The organism is Streptomyces sp. (genome assembly GCF_035563135.1).
Classification (GTDB): Bacteria; Actinomycetota; Actinomycetes; order Streptomycetales; family Streptomycetaceae; genus Streptomyces.
This window is the reverse complement of the sequence record NZ_DATMVN010000656.1, coordinates 1-19849: the sequence shown is the minus strand read 5'-3', so window position 1 is coordinate 19849 and position 19849 is coordinate 1. Positions and strand designations below refer to the sequence as shown.

Genomic DNA, 19849 nt, shown 5'->3' with positions numbered 1-19849 from the left:
CGGTTACATTCCGAACCCGGAAGCTAAGCCTTTCAGCGCCGATGGTACTGCAGGGGGGACCCTGTGGGAGAGTAGGACGCCGCCGAACAATTATTCCGGGAAAGCCCCGTGCCCTTGTGGCACGGGGCTTTTCTGCGTTCTCGGTCCTCGTGGAGCTCTGAAGTGGAACCGACAGGGGCCTACCCTGACAGCCATGGCGATCGATTTGTATGCGGGCATTCCGGTGAGGGACTGCGCGACAGCAGTGGTCTGGTACCAGCAGCTCTTCGGCTCCCCGCCGAGCTTCATTGCAAGCGACACCGAGGCGGTGTGGGAACTGGCGGAGCACCGGTCGGTGGCTGTCGAGCAGGAACCACAGCATGCCGGCCACGCCATGAACACGGTCTTCGTCGATGACCTGGATACCCTCATCGCCGAGATCGCCGACCGGGGCTTGGAGCCCGCAAAGTGTGAGACCTACGGGAACGGCGTGCGCAAGGTGATCTACCAGGACCCCGACGGCAACCGGATCGGGTTCGGCGGCGCCCCCCTGCTTTGAGGAACGCATGCCGCTCCTCGGCCCCCGGTTTTCCTGTCGAGCCCTCTACAGCCGTCCGGCGGCCTTCAGCGCGAGGTATGCATCAGCCAGTGCGGGCGGGAGGTCATCGGGCGCGGCATCGACGACCGTGACGCCATGATGCCGGAGCTGATCCGCGGTGCGGCGGCGTTGGGCCTGCGTCTGCATGCCGGCTGCGGCCTCATAGACCGCATCGGCTGTGCCCCGTGCTCCGGCCATCGCCTCGACGTGAGGGTCGGCGACAGCTGCGACCAGAACGGTGTGGCGCTGCGTGAGCTGGGGGAGAACCGGCAGAAGACCTTCTTCGACGGGCGCGGCGTCCAGACTCGTGAGAAGGACGATCAAGGAGCGACGGGGAGCGTTCGCCAGTGCAGTCGTGCTGAGACCACGTGCGTCGGTCTCCACCAGTTCAGGCTCCAGTGTGGCCAGAACGTTGGCAAGCGTCCGCAGGACGTCCCCTCCGGCTGTTCTGCCCTGCACCTGCGCTCGGACGCATCTGTCGTAAGCGATCAGGTTCACGCGGTCCCCTGCGCGGGTGGCGAGGGCGGTGAGGAGCAGCGCCGCATCCATGGCGGCGTCGAGTCGGGGCACATCGCCCACCCGGCCCGCAGATGTACGGCCGGTATCGAGGACTACGAGAATGTGGCGGTCGCGCTCGGGGCGCCAGGTACGGACAGCGACCGCGGACTGGCGTGCGGTGACCCGCCAGTCGATGGAACGGGTGTCGTCTCCAGGAACGTAGGCGCGCATGCTGTCGAACTCCGTGCCTTCTCCGCGCGTGAGGACACTGGTGCGGCCGTCGAGTTCGCGTAGTCGGGTGAGCCGCGAGGGCAGATGCTTCCGGCTCGTGAAGGGAGGAAGTACCCGGACCTTCCAGGGGACGCGGTGGTAGCCCTGACGGGACGCGAGACCGAGGGGGCCGAACGACCGGACGGTGACACGGTCGGGTCGGCGGTCTCCACGCCGCGACGGACGCAGGAGCGTGGTGAGACGGAGGCGCTCACCGCCGGGTATGGCGAACTGGTGCCGGGACGACGTCTGTTCGTGCTCAGAGGACCAGCTGCTGGGGGGCCAGGCGTCCCGGAGCTGGGCGCGGAGCCGGCGCCGCGACAAGTTGGTCACGGTGAGTTGCACAGCCGCACTGTCGCCGAGTCGAACGGATGTGTCACCGGATCGGGTGAACTCCAGTGTGCGTACTGGCGCGGCCAGGGCATAGTCGCACAGAATTGCCAGTGCAAGCGGGATATTGACCGCGAGGATGCCCGCCCAGCTCGGGGCGAGGATGCTCACGGGGAGTGACCCCAAAGCCGCCACCAGGGCGGCCCTTCCGGTGAGGGCCATGGTCACCGCCTCACCGGGGGACGGGGACGTGGGCGAGGACAGTGGCGATGACGGAGTCGGTGGTGACTCCCTCCATCTCCGCTTCCGGCCGCAGCTGTATGCGATGACGGAGCGTGGGTAGCGCGAGGGCTTTCACATCGTCCGGGATGACGTAGTCCCGGCCTGTGAGCCAGGCCCATGCCCGTGCGGTGGAGAGCAGGGCGGTGGCTCCGCGGGGGGAGGCGCCGAGGGCGAGGGAGGGGGATTCACGCGTGGCACGGCAGATATCGACGACATAGCCGGCGATCTCGGGGGAGACCGAGGTCTTGGCGACGGCGGCACGTGCCGCTTCGAGGTCGGCAGGTCCGGCCACGGGCCGTATGCCTGCTGCCTTGAGATCGCGTGGGTTGAACCCGTCCGCGTGGCGGGTGAGCACGCTGATCTCGTCGTCGCGTGAGGGAAGGGGGACCGTCAGCTTGAGGAGGAAGCGGTCCAGCTGGGCCTCGGGCAGCGGGTAAGTGCCTTCGTATTCCAGAGGGTTCTGGGTGGCTGCGACCAGGAAGGGGTCGGGCAGCGGTCGAGGGGACCCGTCGATGGTGACTTGCCGTTCCTCCATGGCCTCCAGCAGGGAGGACTGTGTTTTGGGTGGGGTGCGGTTGATCTCGTCGGCGAGCAGAAGATTGGTGAACACCGGGCCGGGCTGGAAGGAGAACTCGGCGGTGCGGGCGTCGTAGACGAGTGAGCCCGTGACGTCGCTCGGCATCAGGTCGGGGGTGAACTGGACGCGTTTGGTGTCCAGTTCGAGGGAGGCGGCGAGTGCGCGGACCAGAAGGGTCTTTGCGACTCCGGGGACGCCTTCCAGAAGCACATGGCCCCGGCAGAGGAGAGCGACGACCAGTCCGGTGACGGCCGGATCCTGACCGACCACGGCCTTGGCGATCTCTGAGCGCAGAGCTTCCAGGGAAGCGCGGGCGCTGTCGGAGTTCACGAGGACCGAAGGTGTCGCTGCTGCTGCGAACTCAGCGGTCTCCGGGGTCGGGGCGCTCATGAAGTGCGTACCTCTCTTTCGAGGGCGTCGAGTTGATCGGTCAGAAGGACGAGTGCGGCGTCATCGGTCGGAGCCGGGCCGAAGAGAAGGGTGCCGAGGTCGCCACCTGGGGTGATGAGCCGTGTGGCGACGGCGGGCAGGAGTACAGCGGGGGAATCGGAGTCACGGGGGGACACCCCGAGGAGGGGGGAGATGCGGGACCGCGTGGCGGAGCGCAGTGAGGCTGCGGCGCGGTCGCGGGCGTCGGCCTTGCGGTAGAGGCGGGCCCGTCCTTCGGTGGCTTCGGAGGCCCGGACGGCGACCGGCAGTCGTTCGGTGACCAGGGGGCCGAAGCGGCGGGCGCGCCAGATCGCGGCGAGACCGGCAGCGAGGGCCAGTTGGAGAGCACCCCAGAGCCAGCCCGGGGGGATGAGGCCGAGGAAGTCACTCTCTCCCTGAGTTCCGTCGCCGCTGCTGTCGTCCTGGCTGCCGCTGTCGCCTTCGGCTGCGGAGGGATCGTCGAGCGAGGGGAGGTACCACACGAGATGCGGGCGGGAACCGAGGAGTTGCAGGCCGAGCGAGGCGTTGCCCTGCTGGTCGAGACGGTCGTTGTAGAGGATGTCGGGAGAGCCGAGCAGTACGGTGTCGCCGGCTCGGTGTCCCGGCAGAAGGAGGAGGGAGGCGCGCCCGTCGTCGTCCGGGTAGCAGACGATGGCATCGCGCGCGACCGCGACGTAGTGGATGCCGCCGATGTCACTGGGTCCTGCGGCACGTGCTGCGGGGAGGTCGCAGAGCGGGGGGCGCGTGGCCACCGGTCCGTGCGATTCCGGGCGGACACCTGGGGCGAGCCGGGCCACGGAGGGGAGGTCAGGGGCGATGAGGACGGTGCGGCCGGCGGAGTCGGCGGTCGCTGTGTGAAGACGCTGCTGTTGGTGCGCGGTGAGCATGTCGGGGCCGGCGACGAGCAAGGTGGTGTCGGGACCCACCGCACCGGCGGCCTCGTCAAGGGTCGTGGCGACATCGACGGATACGCCGCGGTCCTTGAGGAGTTCGGCGACGGCCCGGCTGCCGTACGGGTCCGCGGAGCGGGGATCGAGCCGGCCGTGCTGGCCGCCGGAGCGGACGGCGGCCAGGGTGACCCCGGCGACGACGAGGACGAGGACCGCCAGCAGCAGTCCCCGCGCACGTTGCCAGATCTGACGGGGGGTGCGGGAGCCCGAGGTGGTGGGAGCGGCCACGGTGGCGGTCATCCGGCGGCTCCCGGAGCTGTGCTGGTGGCCAGCGAGGGCTTGGCGGCCTCGAGCTCCAGGTCGAGCGTGCACAGGGCTTGGTATGTGGCCTCGTCGGCGGTGCGGCCACCGTATGTGACGTCGTCGAAGGCCCGGGCTGCGGCACGGAGCCGGTCGGCGTGGGCGGACATCAGCCGGCCGGCTTCGGCGGCCGCCTCGTCCGCGGTGCGGCCGGGGCGTGGGTCGAGTACGGCCCGGTCCTCCAGGGAGCGCACGAGCGCACGCATCCGTTCCTGGACGGCTTCGGTCCAGCGCCGGGCTTCGGCGTGTGCGGCGGCCGCGGTGCGGTGGTCGGCCGCACTGCGGGCGGTGTTGCCGAAGAGGGCTTCCGGAGAGCGGGCGGGTGACCAGGGGGTGCCGAGCCTCCACCACAGGGCGGCGACCAGGCCGACGACGGCCAGGACGAGTACGACGAGTCCGAGCGGGCCGCCGGGGGCTGCCCCGGCGGCGTCGGAGAAGAGGTCACCGATCCAGTTCCAGAAGCGGTCGAGACCGCGTTCGAGGAGGTTGGGATCGTGCTCGTGGTACATCGGGTCGGACAGTTCGTCCCGCGCCGCTTCACGGGCGGGGACGCGTGGGGTGTCCACGGGTATGTCCTGGTCCGTCCAGGTGGGACGTACTGCTGCGGTGGTGCCCCCCGCCCCCCTCACCGCATCAGCTCCTGGGGGTGTCGTAGCCGGGCACGCCGGCGGCCCGGGCGAGATCCAGGTCGAGGGCCTCGCGGCGGATGCGCTGGTCGACGTAGAGCAGGGCCATCACCCCTGCGGTGAAGGGGTAGGCGAGCGTCGAGATGATCACTTCGCCGATGCCCGTGACGATGAGGAAGGGCCAGCCGAAGTCTGCCGAGCCGCTGTTGAGGAATTCGCTCAGGCTGTTGCTGTCCACGGTCACGGCGATGACGCCGACCGGGATCGTGATGATCAAGGTCAGGACGATGACCAGCAGGTAGGTGAGCGCCAGAATGCCGAACGTCCGCCACCAGTTGCCCCTGACCAGCTTGGCCGACCGGCGCAGCGAGGTCAGTACGGACTGCCGTTCCAGCATCAGCGCCGGTGCTGCGAGTGTGAACCGGATCATCAGCCAGAGGACGACGCCGCACGAGGCGAGGAAGCCGAGGAAGGTCAGGGCGAGCCCACCTGCCCCGCTGCCGAGGGCCAGCCCCGGAAGAAGGCCCGCTGCCATGATCGCGGCACTCATCAGGCTGAGGAGAAGGGTCAGCCCGAGGAGCGGGAGAAGCCTGGGACGGGCCTCGGACCATGCTTCCCGGAGGGTGACACCGCGGCCCAGCACGGAGCGGCTGATCACCACGGTGAGGACCGAGGTGGTGATGAGCGTGGCGATCATCGCGACGAGCGTGCTCGGGGCGCTGGTGATCAGCTGCGACTGTGCCGATTCGGTGGCCTGGCGGAGGGCCTCCGTGCCGGTCGCGTTCGGGTCGACCGACTCCTGTTCGGGAAGGAGGTAGCGCTGCACGAGGATGATCACGATCTCGGCGATCACGGAGACGGTGAGGCTGATGCCGAGCACCGTGCGCCAGTGGGTGCGCATGGTGGACACCGCGCCGTCGAGGATTTCACCGATTCCGAGAGGGCGGAGCGGAATCACGCCGGGCTTGGCAGCCAGGGGGGCGTGGCCCCATCCGGGCCCCTGTGGTGCGCCGCCCCAGCCGGGGGCGGGCGGTGGCACGCCCGGTCCGTTGCCGGGGGTGCTCGGCGGGGACCACTGCCCAGGAGGCGGCTGTGCGGGCGACCACTGTCCGCCGGGTCCGTTTCCGTCGACGGGCGAGGAGGGTTTGGGGATGCCCGTCTCCTGGCCGTCGGAGGGGGCGGATCCGGGCGAAGCCCAGCCCGGAGAGTCGTTCATCATCGCTCCTTCACGGTCCTGTCCGCTCATCGGGGCGGCAGGTTGCCAGCCATCGTGCCACGCGCAGGTCCGGTGCGGGTCTGGCGCTGTATCTCCTTCTTGCCTTCGTGCGCGGAGGGTTCAGCGGGCAGACTGGGCGGATGGCTGATCAGGATGTGCAATCGCCGGTGGGTATCGAGCCTCCGGTTCTCTCCGTACTCCGATGGGACGGGCCTCCGGAAGGCCCTGTGGTGGTGCTCCTCGACCAGACGCGGCTGCCTGCGGAGGAGGCCGAGCTGGTGTGCGCCGATGTGCCGGCGCTGGTGCGGGCGATCCGGACGCTGGCGGTGCGGGGGGCGCCGCTGCTGGGTATCGCCGGGGGATACGGGGTCGCGCTGGCCGCGGCACGTGGTGAGGACGTTGCGCAGGCCGCGGAGTGGCTGGAGCAGGCGCGGCCCACCGCGGTGAATCTCGGGTACGGGGCGCGGCGGGTGGCGCGGGAGTACCGGGCGGCCGTCGAAGGCGGGGCGGGCCCGGAGGCGGCTGCCGCGGTGGCGCTCGCCGAGGCGCGCGCCCTGCATCAGGAGGATGCGGCGGCCAGCGGGCGCATGGCGCAGTACGGCCTGGAGCTGCTCGCGGAACTCCTGCCGGACGGAGGCGGTCACCGGCTGTTGACCCACTGCAACACCGGGGCGCTCGTGTCCGGCGGCGCGGGGACGGCCTTCGCGGTGGCGCTGAGGGCGCACCGGGAGGGCAGGCTGCGGCAGCTGTGGGTGGACGAGACCCGGCCGCTCCTCCAGGGGGCCCGGCTGACGGCGTACGAGGCAGGGCGGAACGGGATGCCGTACAGCCTGCTCACGGACAGTGCGGCGGGCTCGCTGTTTGCGGCGGGGGAGGTCGATGCCGTACTCATCGGGGCGGACCGTATTGCTGCGGACGGCTCGGTGGCCAACAAGGTGGGGAGTTATCCGTTGGCGGTACTGGCGAAGTACCACCATGTGCCGTTCGTGGTCGTGGCGCCGACGACCACCGTCGATCTGGAAACGGTGGACGGCGCATCGATCGTCGTGGAGCAGCGTTCCCCGGCCGAAGTGACGGAGTTCACAACGGCGCAGGGTGCCCCGGTCGGAGGTGGTGGGGGCCGGACGGCCGTCGCACCCCCGGGAGCCCAGGCGTACAACCCCGCATTCGACGTCACGCCGGCCGAACTGGTCACGGCGATCGTCACGGAGGAGGGCATCATTTCCCCGGTCACGGGGGTCGGACTGGCAGAGCTGTGTGCCAGGTCATCGCAGGTAACGATTAGCTAATGGGATGATGTCGTTTATGAAGGGACGCGTCCTTGTCGTCGACGACGACACCGCACTGGCCGAGATGCTCGGCATTGTGCTGCGTGGAGAAGGTTTCGAGCCGTCGTTCGTAGCGGACGGCGACAAGGCACTGGCCGCATTTCGTGAGGCCAAGCCTGACCTGGTGCTGCTGGACCTCATGCTGCCCGGACGGGACGGCATCGAGGTCTGCCGGCTGATCAGGGCCGAATCAGGTGTGCCGATCGTCATGCTCACTGCCAAGAGCGACACGGTGGATGTGGTGGTGGGCCTGGAATCAGGGGCCGACGACTACATCGTCAAGCCGTTCAAACCGAAGGAGTTGGTCGCCCGGATCAGGGCGCGTTTGCGGAGGTCCGAGGAGCCCGCGCCGGAGCAGCTGGCGATCGGGGACCTGGTCATCGATGTGGCCGGTCACTCGGTGAAGCGGGAGGGGCAGTCCATCGCCCTCACTCCGCTGGAGTTCGACCTGCTGGTCGCTCTCGCCCGTAAGCCGTGGCAGGTCTTCACCCGCGAGGTGCTGCTCGAGCAGGTGTGGGGTTATCGTCACGCCGCCGACACGCGCCTGGTGAATGTGCACGTTCAGCGGCTTCGCTCGAAGGTGGAGAAGGACCCGGAGCGGCCGGAGATCGTCGTGACCGTCCGTGGTGTCGGTTACAAGGCCGGACCGAGCTGACATGACCCTGGGCAGCGCTGCTCCGCCACCCGGGGTGCCCGGGGCCCGTACGGAGCGGGCTGCCGGTCCGGCACGGAGCACTCCCCGTGTCGGCAGGGTCCTGCTGGGCGGCCGGTTGTTCCGTAACCGGGCGCCCGGCGGCCCCGTGCCGAGGCTGCTGATGCGGTGGATCAGCGGGCCGCTGCTTCCGGCTGTCCGGCTGTGGCGGCGCAATCTGCAGCTGCGCGTCGTGGCGGGGACATTGCTGATGTCGATCGCGGTGGTGCTGCTCCTCGGCTTCGTCGTGATCGGGCAGGTCCGCAACGGCCTTCTCGAAGCGAAGGGCAAGGCCGCGCAGACCCAGGCGGCAGGCGGCTTCGCGGCCGCCCAGGCGAATGCGAACGCGCCTCTCGTCCCGGGGGACCAGGGGGAGGAGGGCGCCGACGGGGTGACGGCCAGCACCTCCTGGCGCACCGAGCTCGTCGACCAGCTCGCCAGCGGTGGTGCGAACGCCTTCAACGTGGTGGCGCTCAGCGCCGACTCCGTCGGGCAGGGCACCAGCCGCGCCCCGCGCGGCTCGGGCCGCGTGGAGGCGTCCAGCATTCCGCAGAGGCTGCGGGACGACGTGGGCAAGGGGGCGGGCGCCTTCCAGACGTACTCGCTGATCCGGTACTCCTACGGGAAGGAGCCGGAGCCCGGGCTCGTCGTGGGCAAGCGGCTCTACGACGTCGACCACAATCCGTACGAGCTGTACTACCTCTTCCCGCTCACGCAGGAGGAGAAGTCACTGACCCTGGTCACGACGACACTGGCCACGGCCGGGCTGTTCGTGGTCGTACTGCTCGGTGCCATCGCCTGGTTCGTGGTGCGCCAGGTCGTCACGCCCGTACGCATGGCGGCGGGGATCGCCGAGAGGCTTTCCGCGGGCCGGCTCCAGGAGCGGATGAAGGTCACCGGTGAGGACGACATCGCCCGCCTCGGTGAGGCATTCAACAAGATGGCGCAGAACCTGCAGCTGAAGATCCAGCAGCTGGAGGAGCTCTCCCGCATGCAGCGGCGTTTCGTCTCGGACGTCAGCCATGAGCTGCGCACCCCCCTGACGACCGTGCGGATGGCCGCCGACGTCATCCATGAGGCGCGCGTCGACTTCGACCCGGTCACGGCCCGGTCCGCGGAACTGCTGGGCGACCAGCTCGACCGCTTCGAGTCGCTCCTGTCCGACCTGCTGGAGATCAGCAGGTTCGACGCGGGGGCAGCGGCTCTGGAAGCCGAACCGATAGATCTGCGCACGGTCGTCCGGCGGGTGATCGGCGGTGCCGAGCCGCTGGCGGAGCGCAAGGGGAGCCGGATCCGCGTGGTGGGTGACGAACAGCCCGTCGTCGCGGAGGCCGACGCCCGTCGTGTCGAGAGGGTCCTGCGCAATCTCGTCGTCAACGCCGTCGAGCACGGTGAGGGCCGGGACGTCATCGTGCGGATGGGCGTCGCCCAGGGCGCCGTGGCCGTGGCGGTGAGGGATTACGGCGTGGGGCTCAAGCCGGGTGAGGCGACCCGGGTCTTCAACCGCTTCTGGCGGGCGGACCCCGCCCGTGCCCGCACCACCGGTGGCACCGGCCTGGGACTGTCGATCGCCGTCGAGGACGCCCGGTTGCACGGAGGCTGGCTGCAGGCATGGGGTGAGCCGGGCGGCGGCTCGCAGTTCCGGCTGACCCTGCCGCGTACGGCGGACGAGCCGCTGCGCGGATCGCCGATACCGCTGGAGCCGGAGGACTCCCGGCGCAACCGGGAGGACCGTGAACGCGCGGAGGCCGTGCCGGCGGCGGGCGATCACCGGCTGGTGTCCGCCCCGAACCGGACACATTCCGTGGTGCGTTCGCACGGGGCCGTGCCGGCGCACGGGCCGACGGCGCCGCGTACGCCGGCGTCGGTCCATCCGGCGGCCCTGCCGGGCAACGGAGCACGTGTGGTGTCGCGTCCGGCCGGGGACCGGCCCGACGCGGGCGGCGCCCCGGAGACACAGGACCCGGAGCAGGAGGACACGACTCGTGGACACTGACCGCCGTCGGGGCGGCCGCGGCCGGGCGGCACGGGCCTCCGTGCTGCTCTGCTGCGGCGTCGTGGTGCTCGCCGGGTGCGGGGCGATGCCCGTCACCGGCGACGTGAAGCCGGTCGACGCCTCGCAGCCGGGCGATTCCCAGGTGCAGGTGTACGCCGTGCCGCCGAGGGAGGACGCCGCGCCCATCGAGATCGTCGACGGTTTCCTGGAGTCGATGACCAGCGACGACCCCGATTTCCGGACGACCCGCACCTATCTGACCGCGGAAGCCGCTCGCACCTGGCAGCCGGGCGAGGGCACCACCGTGCTCGCGAAGGCGCCCAGCCGGAACGGGCCGGCGGTCCGTGACAAGGAACGCGGGACCGACGAGACGACCTACACGCTGACCGGCGAACAGGTGGCGGCGGTCGACGCGCAGAGTTCCTACCGGCCGCTGGCGCCGTCGGAGTACTCCCAGATGCTTCATCTGGTCCAGGAGAAGGGGGCGGACGGCAAGCAGGAATGGCGCATCGACATCGTGCCGGACGGCCTGGTGCTGGGGCAGTCCGACTTCAAGCGCCTCTACCGCTCCGTGAACAAGTACTACTTCGCCGCCGGGCGGACGGAGGACGAGTCCGCACTGGTCGCCGACCCCGTCTACGTACGCAACCGCACGGACCCCGTCACACGGATGGACACGGCCACCCAGACGGTACGGACCCTGCTGGAAGGCCCGTCGAACTGGCTGCGGCCGGTGGTCGATTCGAGCTTCCCCGCCGGTACGGCGCTGAAGAGGGAGGTCACCTCTCTGGCGCCGGACGACCAGAACGTCCTGAAGGTCCCGCTCAACAAGAAGGCCGAGAGCGCCGGGCCGGACGCCTGCCGGATGATGGCGGCCCAGGTGCTCTTCACGCTGCGGGACCTGACCCCCGGGGTGGGACAGGTGGAGTTGCAGGGGGAGCAGGGTCCGCTGTGCTCCCTGGGAGCCGACGAGGCCGAGGAGTTCGACGCCGACCACGGTTCCGGTGGTCCCGACAGCCAGTACTTCGTCGACGGCGAGGGGCATGTGCGGCGCATCCCCGGCAGCACCAAGGGCAGCGGCGACCCGGAGCCGGTGACCGGGCCGCTGGGCAGCGGGACGGTGGCGATGAGCGCTGTGGGGGTGGCACGGGACGAACAGCAGGCTGCCGCGGTCTCGGCGAATCAGCAGCATCTCTACGTGTCCTCCCTCGTGGAGGAGAGCGAGCCGGCGGCCCCTGTGGTGAGCAGCCGTGCGAAGAGGCCCGCGGACCGGCTGTCCGTACCGAGCTGGGACGGAACGGGTGATCTGTGGGTGGCCGACCGGGATCCGTCGGATCCCAGGCTGCTGCGTCTGGTGGACGGTGCCGGGGAGCCGCAGGAGGTCTCGGTGCCCGGTCTGGACGGCGGCCGGATCGAGGCGCTGCGGCTGTCGGCCGACGGGGTGAGGATCGCTCTGCGGGTGTCGAAGGACGGACACACGACCCTGCACATCGGCCGGGTCGAGAGGAACGGCTCGGGGGAGGCCGAGCAGGTCTCGGTGCAGGATCTGCGCCAGGCCGCACCTCAGCTGGCCGATGTGACGGCTGTCTCCTGGGCCGGCCGCAGCCGCCTCGTGGTGGTCGGCAAGGAGGAGGGCAGTGTGCAGCAGGTGCGTTACGTGCAGGCCGACGGGTCCACGCCGTCCTCCGGGGTCCTGCCGGGCGTGAACCAGGTGACGGCGGTCGCGGCTGCCGACGACGAGCAGCTGCCGCTGATGGCGGACACCGAGAGCGACGGAATGGTCAAGCTGTCGCCGGGGGACAACTGGCAGACGGTCCTCAAGGAGGGCTCCTCGCTCGTCTACCCCGGCTGAACGGAGGATTCCGCCGGGGCTGCCGAGCCGCCTCCGCGTGTGCGTCCCAGGGCGTCCACAGGGGTTTTCCACAGGCATGGCGGGGTTCTCGCCGCCGGGGCACAGTGGGACTGTGCCGGGCTGGTGGCAGGAGATCGTAGGACTGGTGCTGCCCGTGGCCTGTGGGGGCTGCGGCAGGCCGCGGACAGAGCTGTGCGAGAAGTGCGGCTCCGCGCTGGCGGCGGAGCCACGCCGTGTGACGCCGGCACCCGAGCCCCCGGGCCTCCCCGCGGTGCACGCGGCGGCTCCGTACGAGAACGCCGTACGCGCGATGCTGCTGGCCCACAAGGAGCGAGGGGCACTCGGCCTCGCCGGAGTGCTCGGCGGGGCGCTGGCGGCCGCTGTGCGGGCCGGGGCGGGGCGTGCGGGTGGCGGGGAGCCGGTGCTGCTGATCCCTGTGCCTTCGTCGCGGCGGGCCACGGCCGGGCGCGGACATGATCCGGTGCGCAGGATCGCGGCCGTGGCCGCGGCCGAGCTGCGGCGCGGGGGCATGCCGGCCCGGGTGCTCGCCGTGCTGCGGCAGCGGCGCGCGGTGGCGGACCAGGCGGGACTGCGTGCCCGGGAGCGGCAGGCGAATTTGGCGGGCGCGCTCGTCGTGACGGACAGCGGCCGGAGGCTGCTCGACGGGGCCAGGATCGTGCTGGTGGACGACCTGCTGACGACGGGGGCGTCCCTGGCGGAAGCGGCTCGCGCGTGCCGTGCCGCAGGCCATGCCGCAAGCGGTTCGGCGGGAGGGCTCCGGGCCGCGGTGGTCGCCGCTTCTCCGTCTGCTTTCGAGATAAACCGGAACTGACAGATGACTTACATCGTTGCAGGTAGTGAGTGGGTCAAGGGTCCCGATCGGAGGTACGCGTGAGTAGCGGGTGCCGACACGGCGGTGGTCAGGCTATGTTCGGTTGTGAGGTGCGGTGAATTCTGAACCTCGACGAATGCACCACCAGGTTTCGGGCAGGTAACTCAACCAGTACCCCAGAAGCATGGAAATCGGCGGGGTGGAAACCCTGCCGACGGGGGAGGAGGAGGTGAAAGTTCACCGAGTCCGCGGCTCCGGCGATCACCGGAGCCTGGTGCAAAAAGGGAGATGCTCCGCCGCCGAAGCGGAGCGATCCGGGAACGGAGTTCTGCGTGGACATCGTCGTCAAGGGCCGCAAGACCGAGGTGCCCGAGCGGTTCCGCAAGCACGTGGCCGAGAAACTGAAGCTGGACAAGATCCAGAAGTTCGACGGCAAGGTGATCAGCCTGGACGTCGAGGTGTCCAAGGAGCCGAATCCCCGTCAGGCCGACCGTGCGGCAAGGGTGGAGATCACGCTCCGCTCGCGTGGGCCGGTCATCCGGGCGGAAGCAGCGGCAGGCGACCCGTACGCAGCGCTTGACCTGGCCACCGACAAGCTGGACACACAGCTGCGCAAGGAGCACGACAAGCGCTACAGCAGGCGTGGCAGCGGCCGGCTGTCGGCAGCCGAGGTCGGAGAGGTCGTGCCGGACGCCGCCTCGTTCAACGGGGACGGCGAGCTGATCCCCACCGAGCCGGAAGGGTCCGTGCCCACCACGAGGATCGGCTCGCTCGAGGTGCAGGGTGAAGGACCGCTCGTGGTGCGCGAGAAGATGCACGTCGCAGCGCCGATGACGCTCGACCAGGCGCTCTACGAGATGGAGCTGGTCGGGCACGACTTCTATCTGTTCGTCGACTCCGAGTCCAAGGAGCCCAGTGTCGTCTACCGGCGGCACGCCTACGACTACGGTGTCATCCACCTGAGGACCGACCCGCTGGCCTCCGACGGCGCGGGTGGCGCGGGCGGTGCGCTCGGCGGCTGATCCCCACCACCCACAACTGACACACGGTGCCCCTGGAAGCGTTTTGCGTCCCCGGGGGCACCGTGTGCGACCGCGGGGGCAACGCTTCGGCGGCCAGGCATGAAAGCATGGCCTCCCAGGCCAACCAGTGCTCCGCGCACTGCCGTTGGCGGACAGCTTGTGACCTCGGGCAGTGGCCTTCAGGGGGAGGAACGATGGCGGACACCTTCGGTCCCATGCGCGGGACGAACGATGCCGACAGCGCTGCCGGTGCGGTTTCCGCCGCGGACAGCGACAGCTCCCGCAAGGAGCCCATCAGGGTGCTCGTGGTGGACGATCACGCACTCTTCCGCAGAGGTCTGGAGATCGTCCTCGCACAGGAGGAGGACATCCAGGTCGTCGGGGAGGCCGGGGACGGGGCGGAGGCGGTGGACAAGGCGGCGGACCTGCTGCCCGACATCGTGCTGATGGACGTGAGGATGCCCAAGCGCGGCGGCATCGAAGCCTGCACCTCCATCAAGGAGGTGGCCCCCAGTGCGAAGATCATCATGCTGACGATCAGCGATGAGGAGGCCGACCTCTACGAGGCGATCAAGGCGGGGGCCACCGGCTACCTGCTCAAGGAGATCTCCACGGACGAAGTGGCCACGGCGATCAGGGCGGTGGCGGACGGCCAGTCCCAGATCAGCCCCTCGATGGCCTCCAAGCTGCTCACCGAGTTCAAGTCGATGATCCAGCGCACCGACGAGCGCCGGCTCGTTCCTGCACCGCGACTCACCGAGCGGGAGCTGGAAGTGCTCAAACTCGTGGCCACGGGCATGAACAACCGTGATATCGCCAAGGAATTGTTCATTTCCGAGAACACGGTCAAGAACCACGTCCGCAATATCCTGGAGAAGCTTCAGCTGCACTCCCGGATGGAAGCCGTGGTCTATGCCATGCGGGAGAAGATCCTGGAGATCAGATAGCGGGGCGGTTCGTCCGGCGTCCGCGTGCCGTCCGGCCTCTGCGTGCCGTCCGGCGTCTATGTGAGGATGCGGGCGATCTCCGCCATGAGCGGCTCGCGCAGCTCCGGGGTGGCGACACGCTCCAGCCGTACATCCGTGCAGCCGACCCACGACGCCGCCTCCACGAGGGCCTCGGCCATCGGCGCCACCGACTTCCCGCCGTCCAGGGACACCTGGCGGGCGACCAGCGTGGCCCCTTCCCTGGCCGGATCGACCCGGCCCCGCAGCCTGCCGCCCGTCAGCAGCGGCATCGCGAAATAGCCGTGGATCCGCTTGGGCCGTGGGACGTACGCCTCCAGGCGGTGGGTGAAACCGAAGATCCGCTCCGTGCGCGCCCGCTCCCAGATCAGTGAGTCGAACGGTGACAGCAGCGTCGTACGGTGCCGTCCGCGCGGTTCCGAGGCCAGGGCCTCGGGATGTGCCCAGGCAGGCTTCGCCCAGCCCTGCACGGACACCGGAACCAGCCCGGAGTCCGCCACCACGGAGTCGAACTGCTCGGCCTTGAGCCGGTGGTAGTCGGCGATGTCCGCCCGGGTGCCGACGCCCAGGGACCGGCCGGCCAGGGCCACCAGCCGGCGCAGGCACTCCGTGTCGTCCAGGTCGTCGTGGAGCACGGCGTCCGGGATCGCCCGCTCGGCCAGGTCGTAGACCCGCTTCCAGCCGCGCCGCTCGGTGCACACCACCTCGCCGTACATGAGGGCCCGCTCGACGGCGACCTTGGACGCGGACCAGTCCCACCACTCGCCGCCGTTCTTCGCGCCGCCGAGTTCCGTCGCCGTCAGCGGGCCCTCGGCGCGCAGCTGGTCGATCACCGTCCTGTACGCCCCGTCGGGCAGGGCGTGGTTCCAGTGCGGCCGGGACCGGTAGGCGCGGCGGCGGAACGCGAAGTGCGGCCACTCCTCGACCGGCAGGATGCACGCGGCATGCGACCAGTACTCGAACGAGCGGCCACCCGACCAGTAGGCCTCGTCGACCGTGCGGCGGCCGAGCGCGCCGAGACGTGCGTACGGCACGAGCTCGTGCGATCTGGCCAGGACGGAGATCGTGTCCAGCTGGACGGCTCCGAGACGGCGCAGCACTCCCCGGACCCCGCCCCGGCGGTCCGGAGCCCCCAGGAGGCCCTGGGCGCGCAGGGCGATGCGGCGTGCCTGGTCGGCGGAGAGTTCCAGGGCGGGCGGCGGCACAGACGTCATGCGTCGAACCCTAGGGTGCGCCACTGACATCCGGGGTCGCCCGGTGGGGACGGGTGCCGGGCAGTCCCAGGTCGGCCGGGAGCAGTGCGCCGGTCCACGTGTCACGGCGTATGCCCTTGTTGAGGAGCGCCGACCGCTGTTCACCCTCCATGCGGAAACCGGCGCGCAGGGCGACCGCCCGGGACGCGGTGTTGCCGATCTCCGCCCGCCACTCGAAGCGGTCCGCGGCGAGGGCGGTGAACGTCCAACGGGCTGCCGCGAGCACCGCTTCCGTCATGAGGCCGGCGCCGCGGTGCTCCTCGGCCGTCCAGAAGCCCACCTCGTACGTGCCCGGCACATCGCGCCGGTTCACGCCGAGTGCGCCGACGAGCGGCCCGCCGCCCCGCAGCAGCACCGCGAAGTTGTACATCGTGCCGTCCTGCCAGCCCGCCGGTGAGAGCTCCCGGGTGAAGAGCTCCGCGTCGGCACGTGTGTACGGCGAAGGGACAACTGTCCAGCGCTGGATCTTCGGATCCTGGCAGGCGGTGTGCACCGCGTCCGCGTCCTCAGGCGTGAAGGGCCGCATGAGCAGGCGTTCAGTGGTGAGGGTGAGGGGTTCCATGCACGGATTCTGGTCGAGGGGGAGGGCGGGAAGCGAGTACTTTTCGGTGCTTCCCGGCACCTTCCGTCCCCTCCGGCCGTTGTCCTGGAAGGGTGCGGCGGGGAGAACGCGGCAGCAGCCCTCCCGGCGTGGCGGGGTCCTCGCTTACGATGGCCGTTGCGGTGGGGCCCACCTGCCGTGCCCGCGCCAGAGTCCATCACACGACCCAGTGCCAGGCCCGACCGGCAAGGAGACCAGCCTCAGTGTCCGTCTTCAACAAGCTCATGCGTGCAGGCGAAGGCAAGATCCTGCGCAAACTGCACCGCATCGCGGACCAGGTCAGCTCCATCGAAGAGGACTTCGTCAACCTCTCCGACGCCGAGCTGCGGGCGCTCACCGACGAGTACAAGGAACGGTACGCGGACGGCGAGAGCCTGGACGACCTGCTTCCCGAAGCATTCGCGACCGTCCGTGAGGCCGCCAAGCGCGTTCTCGGACAGCGCCACTACGACGTCCAGATGATGGGCGGTGCCGCCCTGCACCTCGGTTATGTGGCCGAGATGAAGACCGGTGAGGGCAAGACCCTCGTCGGTACGCTGCCCGCTTATCTCAACGCGCTCTCCGGCAAGGGCGTGCACCTGATCACGGTCAACGACTACCTGGCCGAGCGCGACTCCGAGATGATGGGCCGGGTGCACAAGTTCCTCGGTCTCGAGGTCGGCTGCATCATCGCCAACATGACTCCGGCCCAGCGCCGCGAGCAGTACGCCTGCGACATCACGTACGGCACGAACAACGAGTTCGGTTTCGACTACCTCCGCGACAACATGGCGTGGTCCCAGGACGAGCTCGTCCAGCGCGGCCACAATTTCGCCATCGTCGACGAGGTCGACTCGATCCTCGTCGACGAGGCCCGTACCCCGCTGATCATCTCCGGTCCGGCGGACCAGGCCACCAAGTGGTACGGCGACTTCGCCAAGCTGGTCACGCGTCTCACCAGGGGTGAGGCGGGCAACCCGCTGAAGGGCATCGAGGAGACCGGCGACTACGAGGTCGACGAGAAGAAGCGGACCGTGGCCATCCACGAGCCGGGTGTCTCCAAGGTCGAGGACTGGCTCGGGATCGACAACCTCTACGAGTCGGTGAACACCCCTCTCGTCGGGTACCTGAACAACGCGATCAAGGCCAAGGAACTCTTCAAGAAGGACAAGGACTACGTCGTCATCGACGGCGAAGTCATGATCGTCGACGAGCACACCGGCCGTATCCTCGCGGGCCGCCGTTACAACGAGGGCATGCACCAGGCCATCGAGGCGAAGGAGGGGGTGGACATCAAGGACGAGAACCAGACCCTCGCCACGATCACCCTGCAGAACTTCTTCCGCCTGTACGACAAGCTCTCCGGCATGACCGGTACGGCGATGACCGAGGCGGCCGAGTTCCAGCAGATCTACAAGCTCGGTGTCGTGCCGATCCCGACGAACCGGCCCATGGTCCGCGCCGACCAGTCGGACCTGATCTACCGCACCGAGGTCGCGAAGTTCGCCGCGGTCGTCGACGACATCGCCGAGAAGCACGAGAAGGGGCAGCCGATCCTGGTCGGCACGACCTCCGTCGAGAAGTCCGAGTACCTCTCGCAGCAGCTCTCCAAGCGCGGTGTCCAGCACGAGGTCCTCAACGCCAAGCAGCACGACCGCGAGGCGACGATCGTCGCCCAGGCCGGCCGCAAGGGCGCCGTCACGGTCGCCACGAACATGGCCGGCCGAGGCACCGACATCAAGCTCGGAGGCAACCCGGACGACCTCGCCGAGGCGGAGCTGCGCCAGCGCGGTCTCGACCCCGTCGAGCACGTCGAGCAGTGGGCTGCCGCCCTGCCCGCCGCGCTGGAGAAGGCCGAGCAGGCCGTCAAGGCGGAGTTCGAAGAGGTCAAGGAGCTCGGCGGGCTGTACGTGCTGGGCACGGAGCGGCACGAGTCACGGCGCATCGACAACCAGCTGCGCGGTCGTTCCGGCCGTCAGGGCGACCCGGGCGAGTCCCGGTTCTACCTGTCGCTGGGTGACGACCTGATGCGGCTGTTCAAGGCGCAGATGGTCGAGCGCGTCATGTCGATGGCGAACGTCCCCGACGACGTCCCCATCGAGAACAAGATGGTGACCCGGGCGATCGCCTCCGCGCAGTCGCAGGTCGAGCAGCAGAACTTCGAGACGCGCAAGAACGTCCTGAAGTACGACGAGGTGCTCAACCGGCAGCGTGAGGTCATCTACGGCGAGCGCCGCCGCGTCCTGGAGGGTGAGGACCTGCAGGACCAGATCCGTCACTTCATGGACGACACGATCGACGACTACATCCGGCAGGAGACGGCCGAAGGGTTCGCCGAGGAGTGGGACCTCGACCGGCTGTGGAGCGCCTTCAAGCAGCTGTATCCGGTGAAGGTCACGGTCGAGGAGCTCGAGGAGGCCGCGGGCGACCTGGCCGGTGTGACCGCCGACTTCATCGCCGAATCGGTCAAGGACGACATCCACGAGCAGTACGCGGAGCGTGAGAAGACGCTCGGTTCGGACATCATGCGTGAGCTGGAGCGGCGCGTGGTCCTGTCCGTCCTGGACCGCAAGTGGCGTGAGCACCTCTACGAGATGGACTACCTCCAGGAGGGCATCGGCCTGCGGGCCATGGCGCAGAAGGACCCGCTGGTCGAGTACCAGCGCGAGGGCTTCGACATGTTCAACGCCATGATGGAGGGCATCAAGGAGGAGTCCGTCGGCTACCTGTTCAACCTGGAGGTCCAGGTCGAGCAGCAGGTCGAGGAGGTGCCGGTGCAGGACGGCGCGGAGCGGACCTCGCTCGAGAAGCAGGACACGCCGGTGGCTGCCGGGTCCGGACGCCCCGAGATCCGGGCCAAGGGCCTGGACGCGCCGCAGCGTCCGGACCGGCTGCACTTCTCCGCCCCCACGGTGGACGGAGAGGGCGGCGTCGTCGAGGGCGACTTCTCCAACGGTGACAGCGCGCGGTCCGAGGGCGACGGCATGACGCGTGCGGAGCGCCGCAAGGCACAGAAGAACGGCGGCGGGCGGCGCCGCAAGAAGTAGCGCGCAGCACGCCTGGGACGGCCTGGCCCGGACACCCGACGGTGTCCGGGCCAGGCCGTCTCCTTGGGCTCTCCCGGCCCGGAGCGGGGCGGCGGGCCCGGACGGGCCCGCCCGGGTGTGCGGGGCAGGCTGAAGCCGTTGTGCGGCCGTGGCGGGGTATGTCCCCGGGCGCCGGACGGCCCCGTGCCGGTCTCCGGGTCATCTCACTGCCGGCAGGCGCTCGCCGCC

16 protein-coding genes and 1 rRNA gene are annotated in these 19849 nt (G+C 69.7%); 10 read left to right on the top strand and 7 right to left on the bottom strand.

Annotation, left to right across the window (positions count from 1 at the left end):
* Positions 1-88 (top strand): 5S ribosomal RNA (rrf, locus tag VN520_RS29370); the annotation flags it as partial.
* Between the two features lie 105 nt (positions 89-193).
* Positions 194-538 carry a VOC family protein gene (locus tag VN520_RS29365; RefSeq protein WP_325749981.1) on the top strand — a complete coding sequence of 115 codons (345 nt, stop codon included), beginning with the start codon at positions 194-196 and terminating at the stop codon, positions 536-538.
* A gap of 45 nt (positions 539-583) precedes the next feature.
* On the opposite strand, the gene VN520_RS29360 is transcribed toward VN520_RS29365, so the two are convergent.
* Genes VN520_RS29360 through VN520_RS29340 form a run of 5 tightly spaced genes read right to left on the bottom strand, consistent with a single transcriptional unit; the run spans position 584 to position 6055 of the window.
* Positions 584-1897 (bottom strand): DUF58 domain-containing protein, encoded by a 1314-nt coding sequence (locus VN520_RS29360; protein WP_325749980.1) that lies wholly within the window; start codon positions 1895-1897, stop codon positions 584-586.
* A gap of 10 nt (positions 1898-1907) precedes the next feature.
* Positions 1908-2924, bottom strand: a complete 1017-nt coding sequence (locus VN520_RS29355) for a MoxR family ATPase (RefSeq protein WP_325749979.1) — start codon at positions 2922-2924, stop codon at positions 1908-1910.
* Positions 2921-4153 carry a DUF4350 domain-containing protein gene (locus VN520_RS29350; protein ID WP_325749978.1) on the bottom strand — a complete coding sequence of 411 codons (1233 nt, stop codon included), beginning with the start codon at positions 4151-4153 and terminating at the stop codon, positions 2921-2923. Before VN520_RS29350 ends, VN520_RS29355 begins: the two co-directional genes overlap by 4 nt.
* Entirely contained in the window at positions 4150-4842 is a 693-nt protein-coding gene (locus VN520_RS29345) for a DUF4129 domain-containing protein (RefSeq protein ID WP_325749977.1), read from the bottom strand. Before VN520_RS29345 ends, VN520_RS29350 begins: the two co-directional genes overlap by 4 nt.
* 4 nt (positions 4843-4846) lie before the next feature.
* Positions 4847-6055: a DUF7544 domain-containing protein gene (locus tag VN520_RS29340; RefSeq protein ID WP_325749976.1), complete on the bottom strand. Its 1209-nt coding sequence runs from the start codon at positions 6053-6055 to the stop codon at positions 4847-4849.
* A 140-nt stretch (positions 6056-6195) separates the two neighbouring features.
* Between VN520_RS29340 and mtnA the strand changes: the two genes are divergently transcribed.
* The 7 genes from mtnA to VN520_RS29305 all read left to right on the top strand — a co-directional run bounded on the left by mtnA (position 6196) and on the right by VN520_RS29305 (position 14723).
* Positions 6196-7344: an S-methyl-5-thioribose-1-phosphate isomerase gene (gene mtnA, locus VN520_RS29335; protein ID WP_325749975.1), complete on the top strand. Its 1149-nt coding sequence runs from the start codon at positions 6196-6198 to the stop codon at positions 7342-7344.
* Between the two features lie 4 nt (positions 7345-7348).
* Positions 7349-8038: a two-component system response regulator MtrA gene (mtrA, locus tag VN520_RS29330; RefSeq protein WP_187281934.1), complete on the top strand. Its 690-nt coding sequence runs from the start codon at positions 7349-7351 to the stop codon at positions 8036-8038.
* Between the two features lies 1 nt (position 8039).
* Positions 8040-10070, top strand: a complete 2031-nt coding sequence (gene mtrB, locus VN520_RS29325) for an MtrAB system histidine kinase MtrB (RefSeq protein WP_325749974.1) — start codon at positions 8040-8042, stop codon at positions 10068-10070.
* Entirely contained in the window at positions 10060-11922 is a 1863-nt protein-coding gene (locus VN520_RS29320) for an LpqB family beta-propeller domain-containing protein (RefSeq protein ID WP_325749973.1), read from the top strand. The genes mtrB and VN520_RS29320 overlap by 11 nt, the downstream gene beginning before the upstream one ends.
* A 112-nt stretch (positions 11923-12034) precedes the next feature.
* Positions 12035-12754 carry a ComF family protein gene (locus VN520_RS29315; RefSeq protein WP_325749972.1) on the top strand — a complete coding sequence of 240 codons (720 nt, stop codon included), beginning with the start codon at positions 12035-12037 and terminating at the stop codon, positions 12752-12754.
* Positions 12755-13086: 332 nt separating this feature from the next.
* The gene (gene hpf / locus VN520_RS29310; protein WP_325749971.1) at positions 13087-13776 is read left to right on the top strand and encodes a ribosome hibernation-promoting factor, HPF/YfiA family; all 690 of its coding nucleotides are present in this window, start codon (positions 13087-13089) and stop codon (positions 13774-13776) included.
* Between the two features lie 194 nt (positions 13777-13970).
* Complete coding sequence (locus VN520_RS29305) at positions 13971-14723, top strand: response regulator transcription factor (protein ID WP_325749970.1); 753 nt, start codon at positions 13971-13973, stop codon at positions 14721-14723.
* Positions 14724-14779: 56 nt separating this feature from the next.
* On the opposite strand, the gene VN520_RS29300 is transcribed toward VN520_RS29305, so the two are convergent.
* Both VN520_RS29300 and VN520_RS29295 read right to left on the bottom strand, forming a co-directional pair.
* Entirely contained in the window at positions 14780-15955 is a 1176-nt protein-coding gene (locus VN520_RS29300; RefSeq protein WP_325749969.1) for a winged helix-turn-helix domain-containing protein, read from the bottom strand.
* A 10-nt stretch (positions 15956-15965) separates the two neighbouring features.
* Positions 15966-16556, bottom strand: a complete 591-nt coding sequence (locus VN520_RS29295; RefSeq protein WP_325749968.1) for a GNAT family N-acetyltransferase — start codon at positions 16554-16556, stop codon at positions 15966-15968.
* Between the two features lie 242 nt (positions 16557-16798).
* Between VN520_RS29295 and secA the strand changes: the two genes are divergently transcribed.
* Positions 16799-19621 carry a preprotein translocase subunit SecA gene (gene secA, locus VN520_RS29290; protein ID WP_325749967.1) on the top strand — a complete coding sequence of 941 codons (2823 nt, stop codon included), beginning with the start codon at positions 16799-16801 and terminating at the stop codon, positions 19619-19621.
* The last annotated feature ends 228 nt before the right edge of the window (positions 19622-19849 follow it).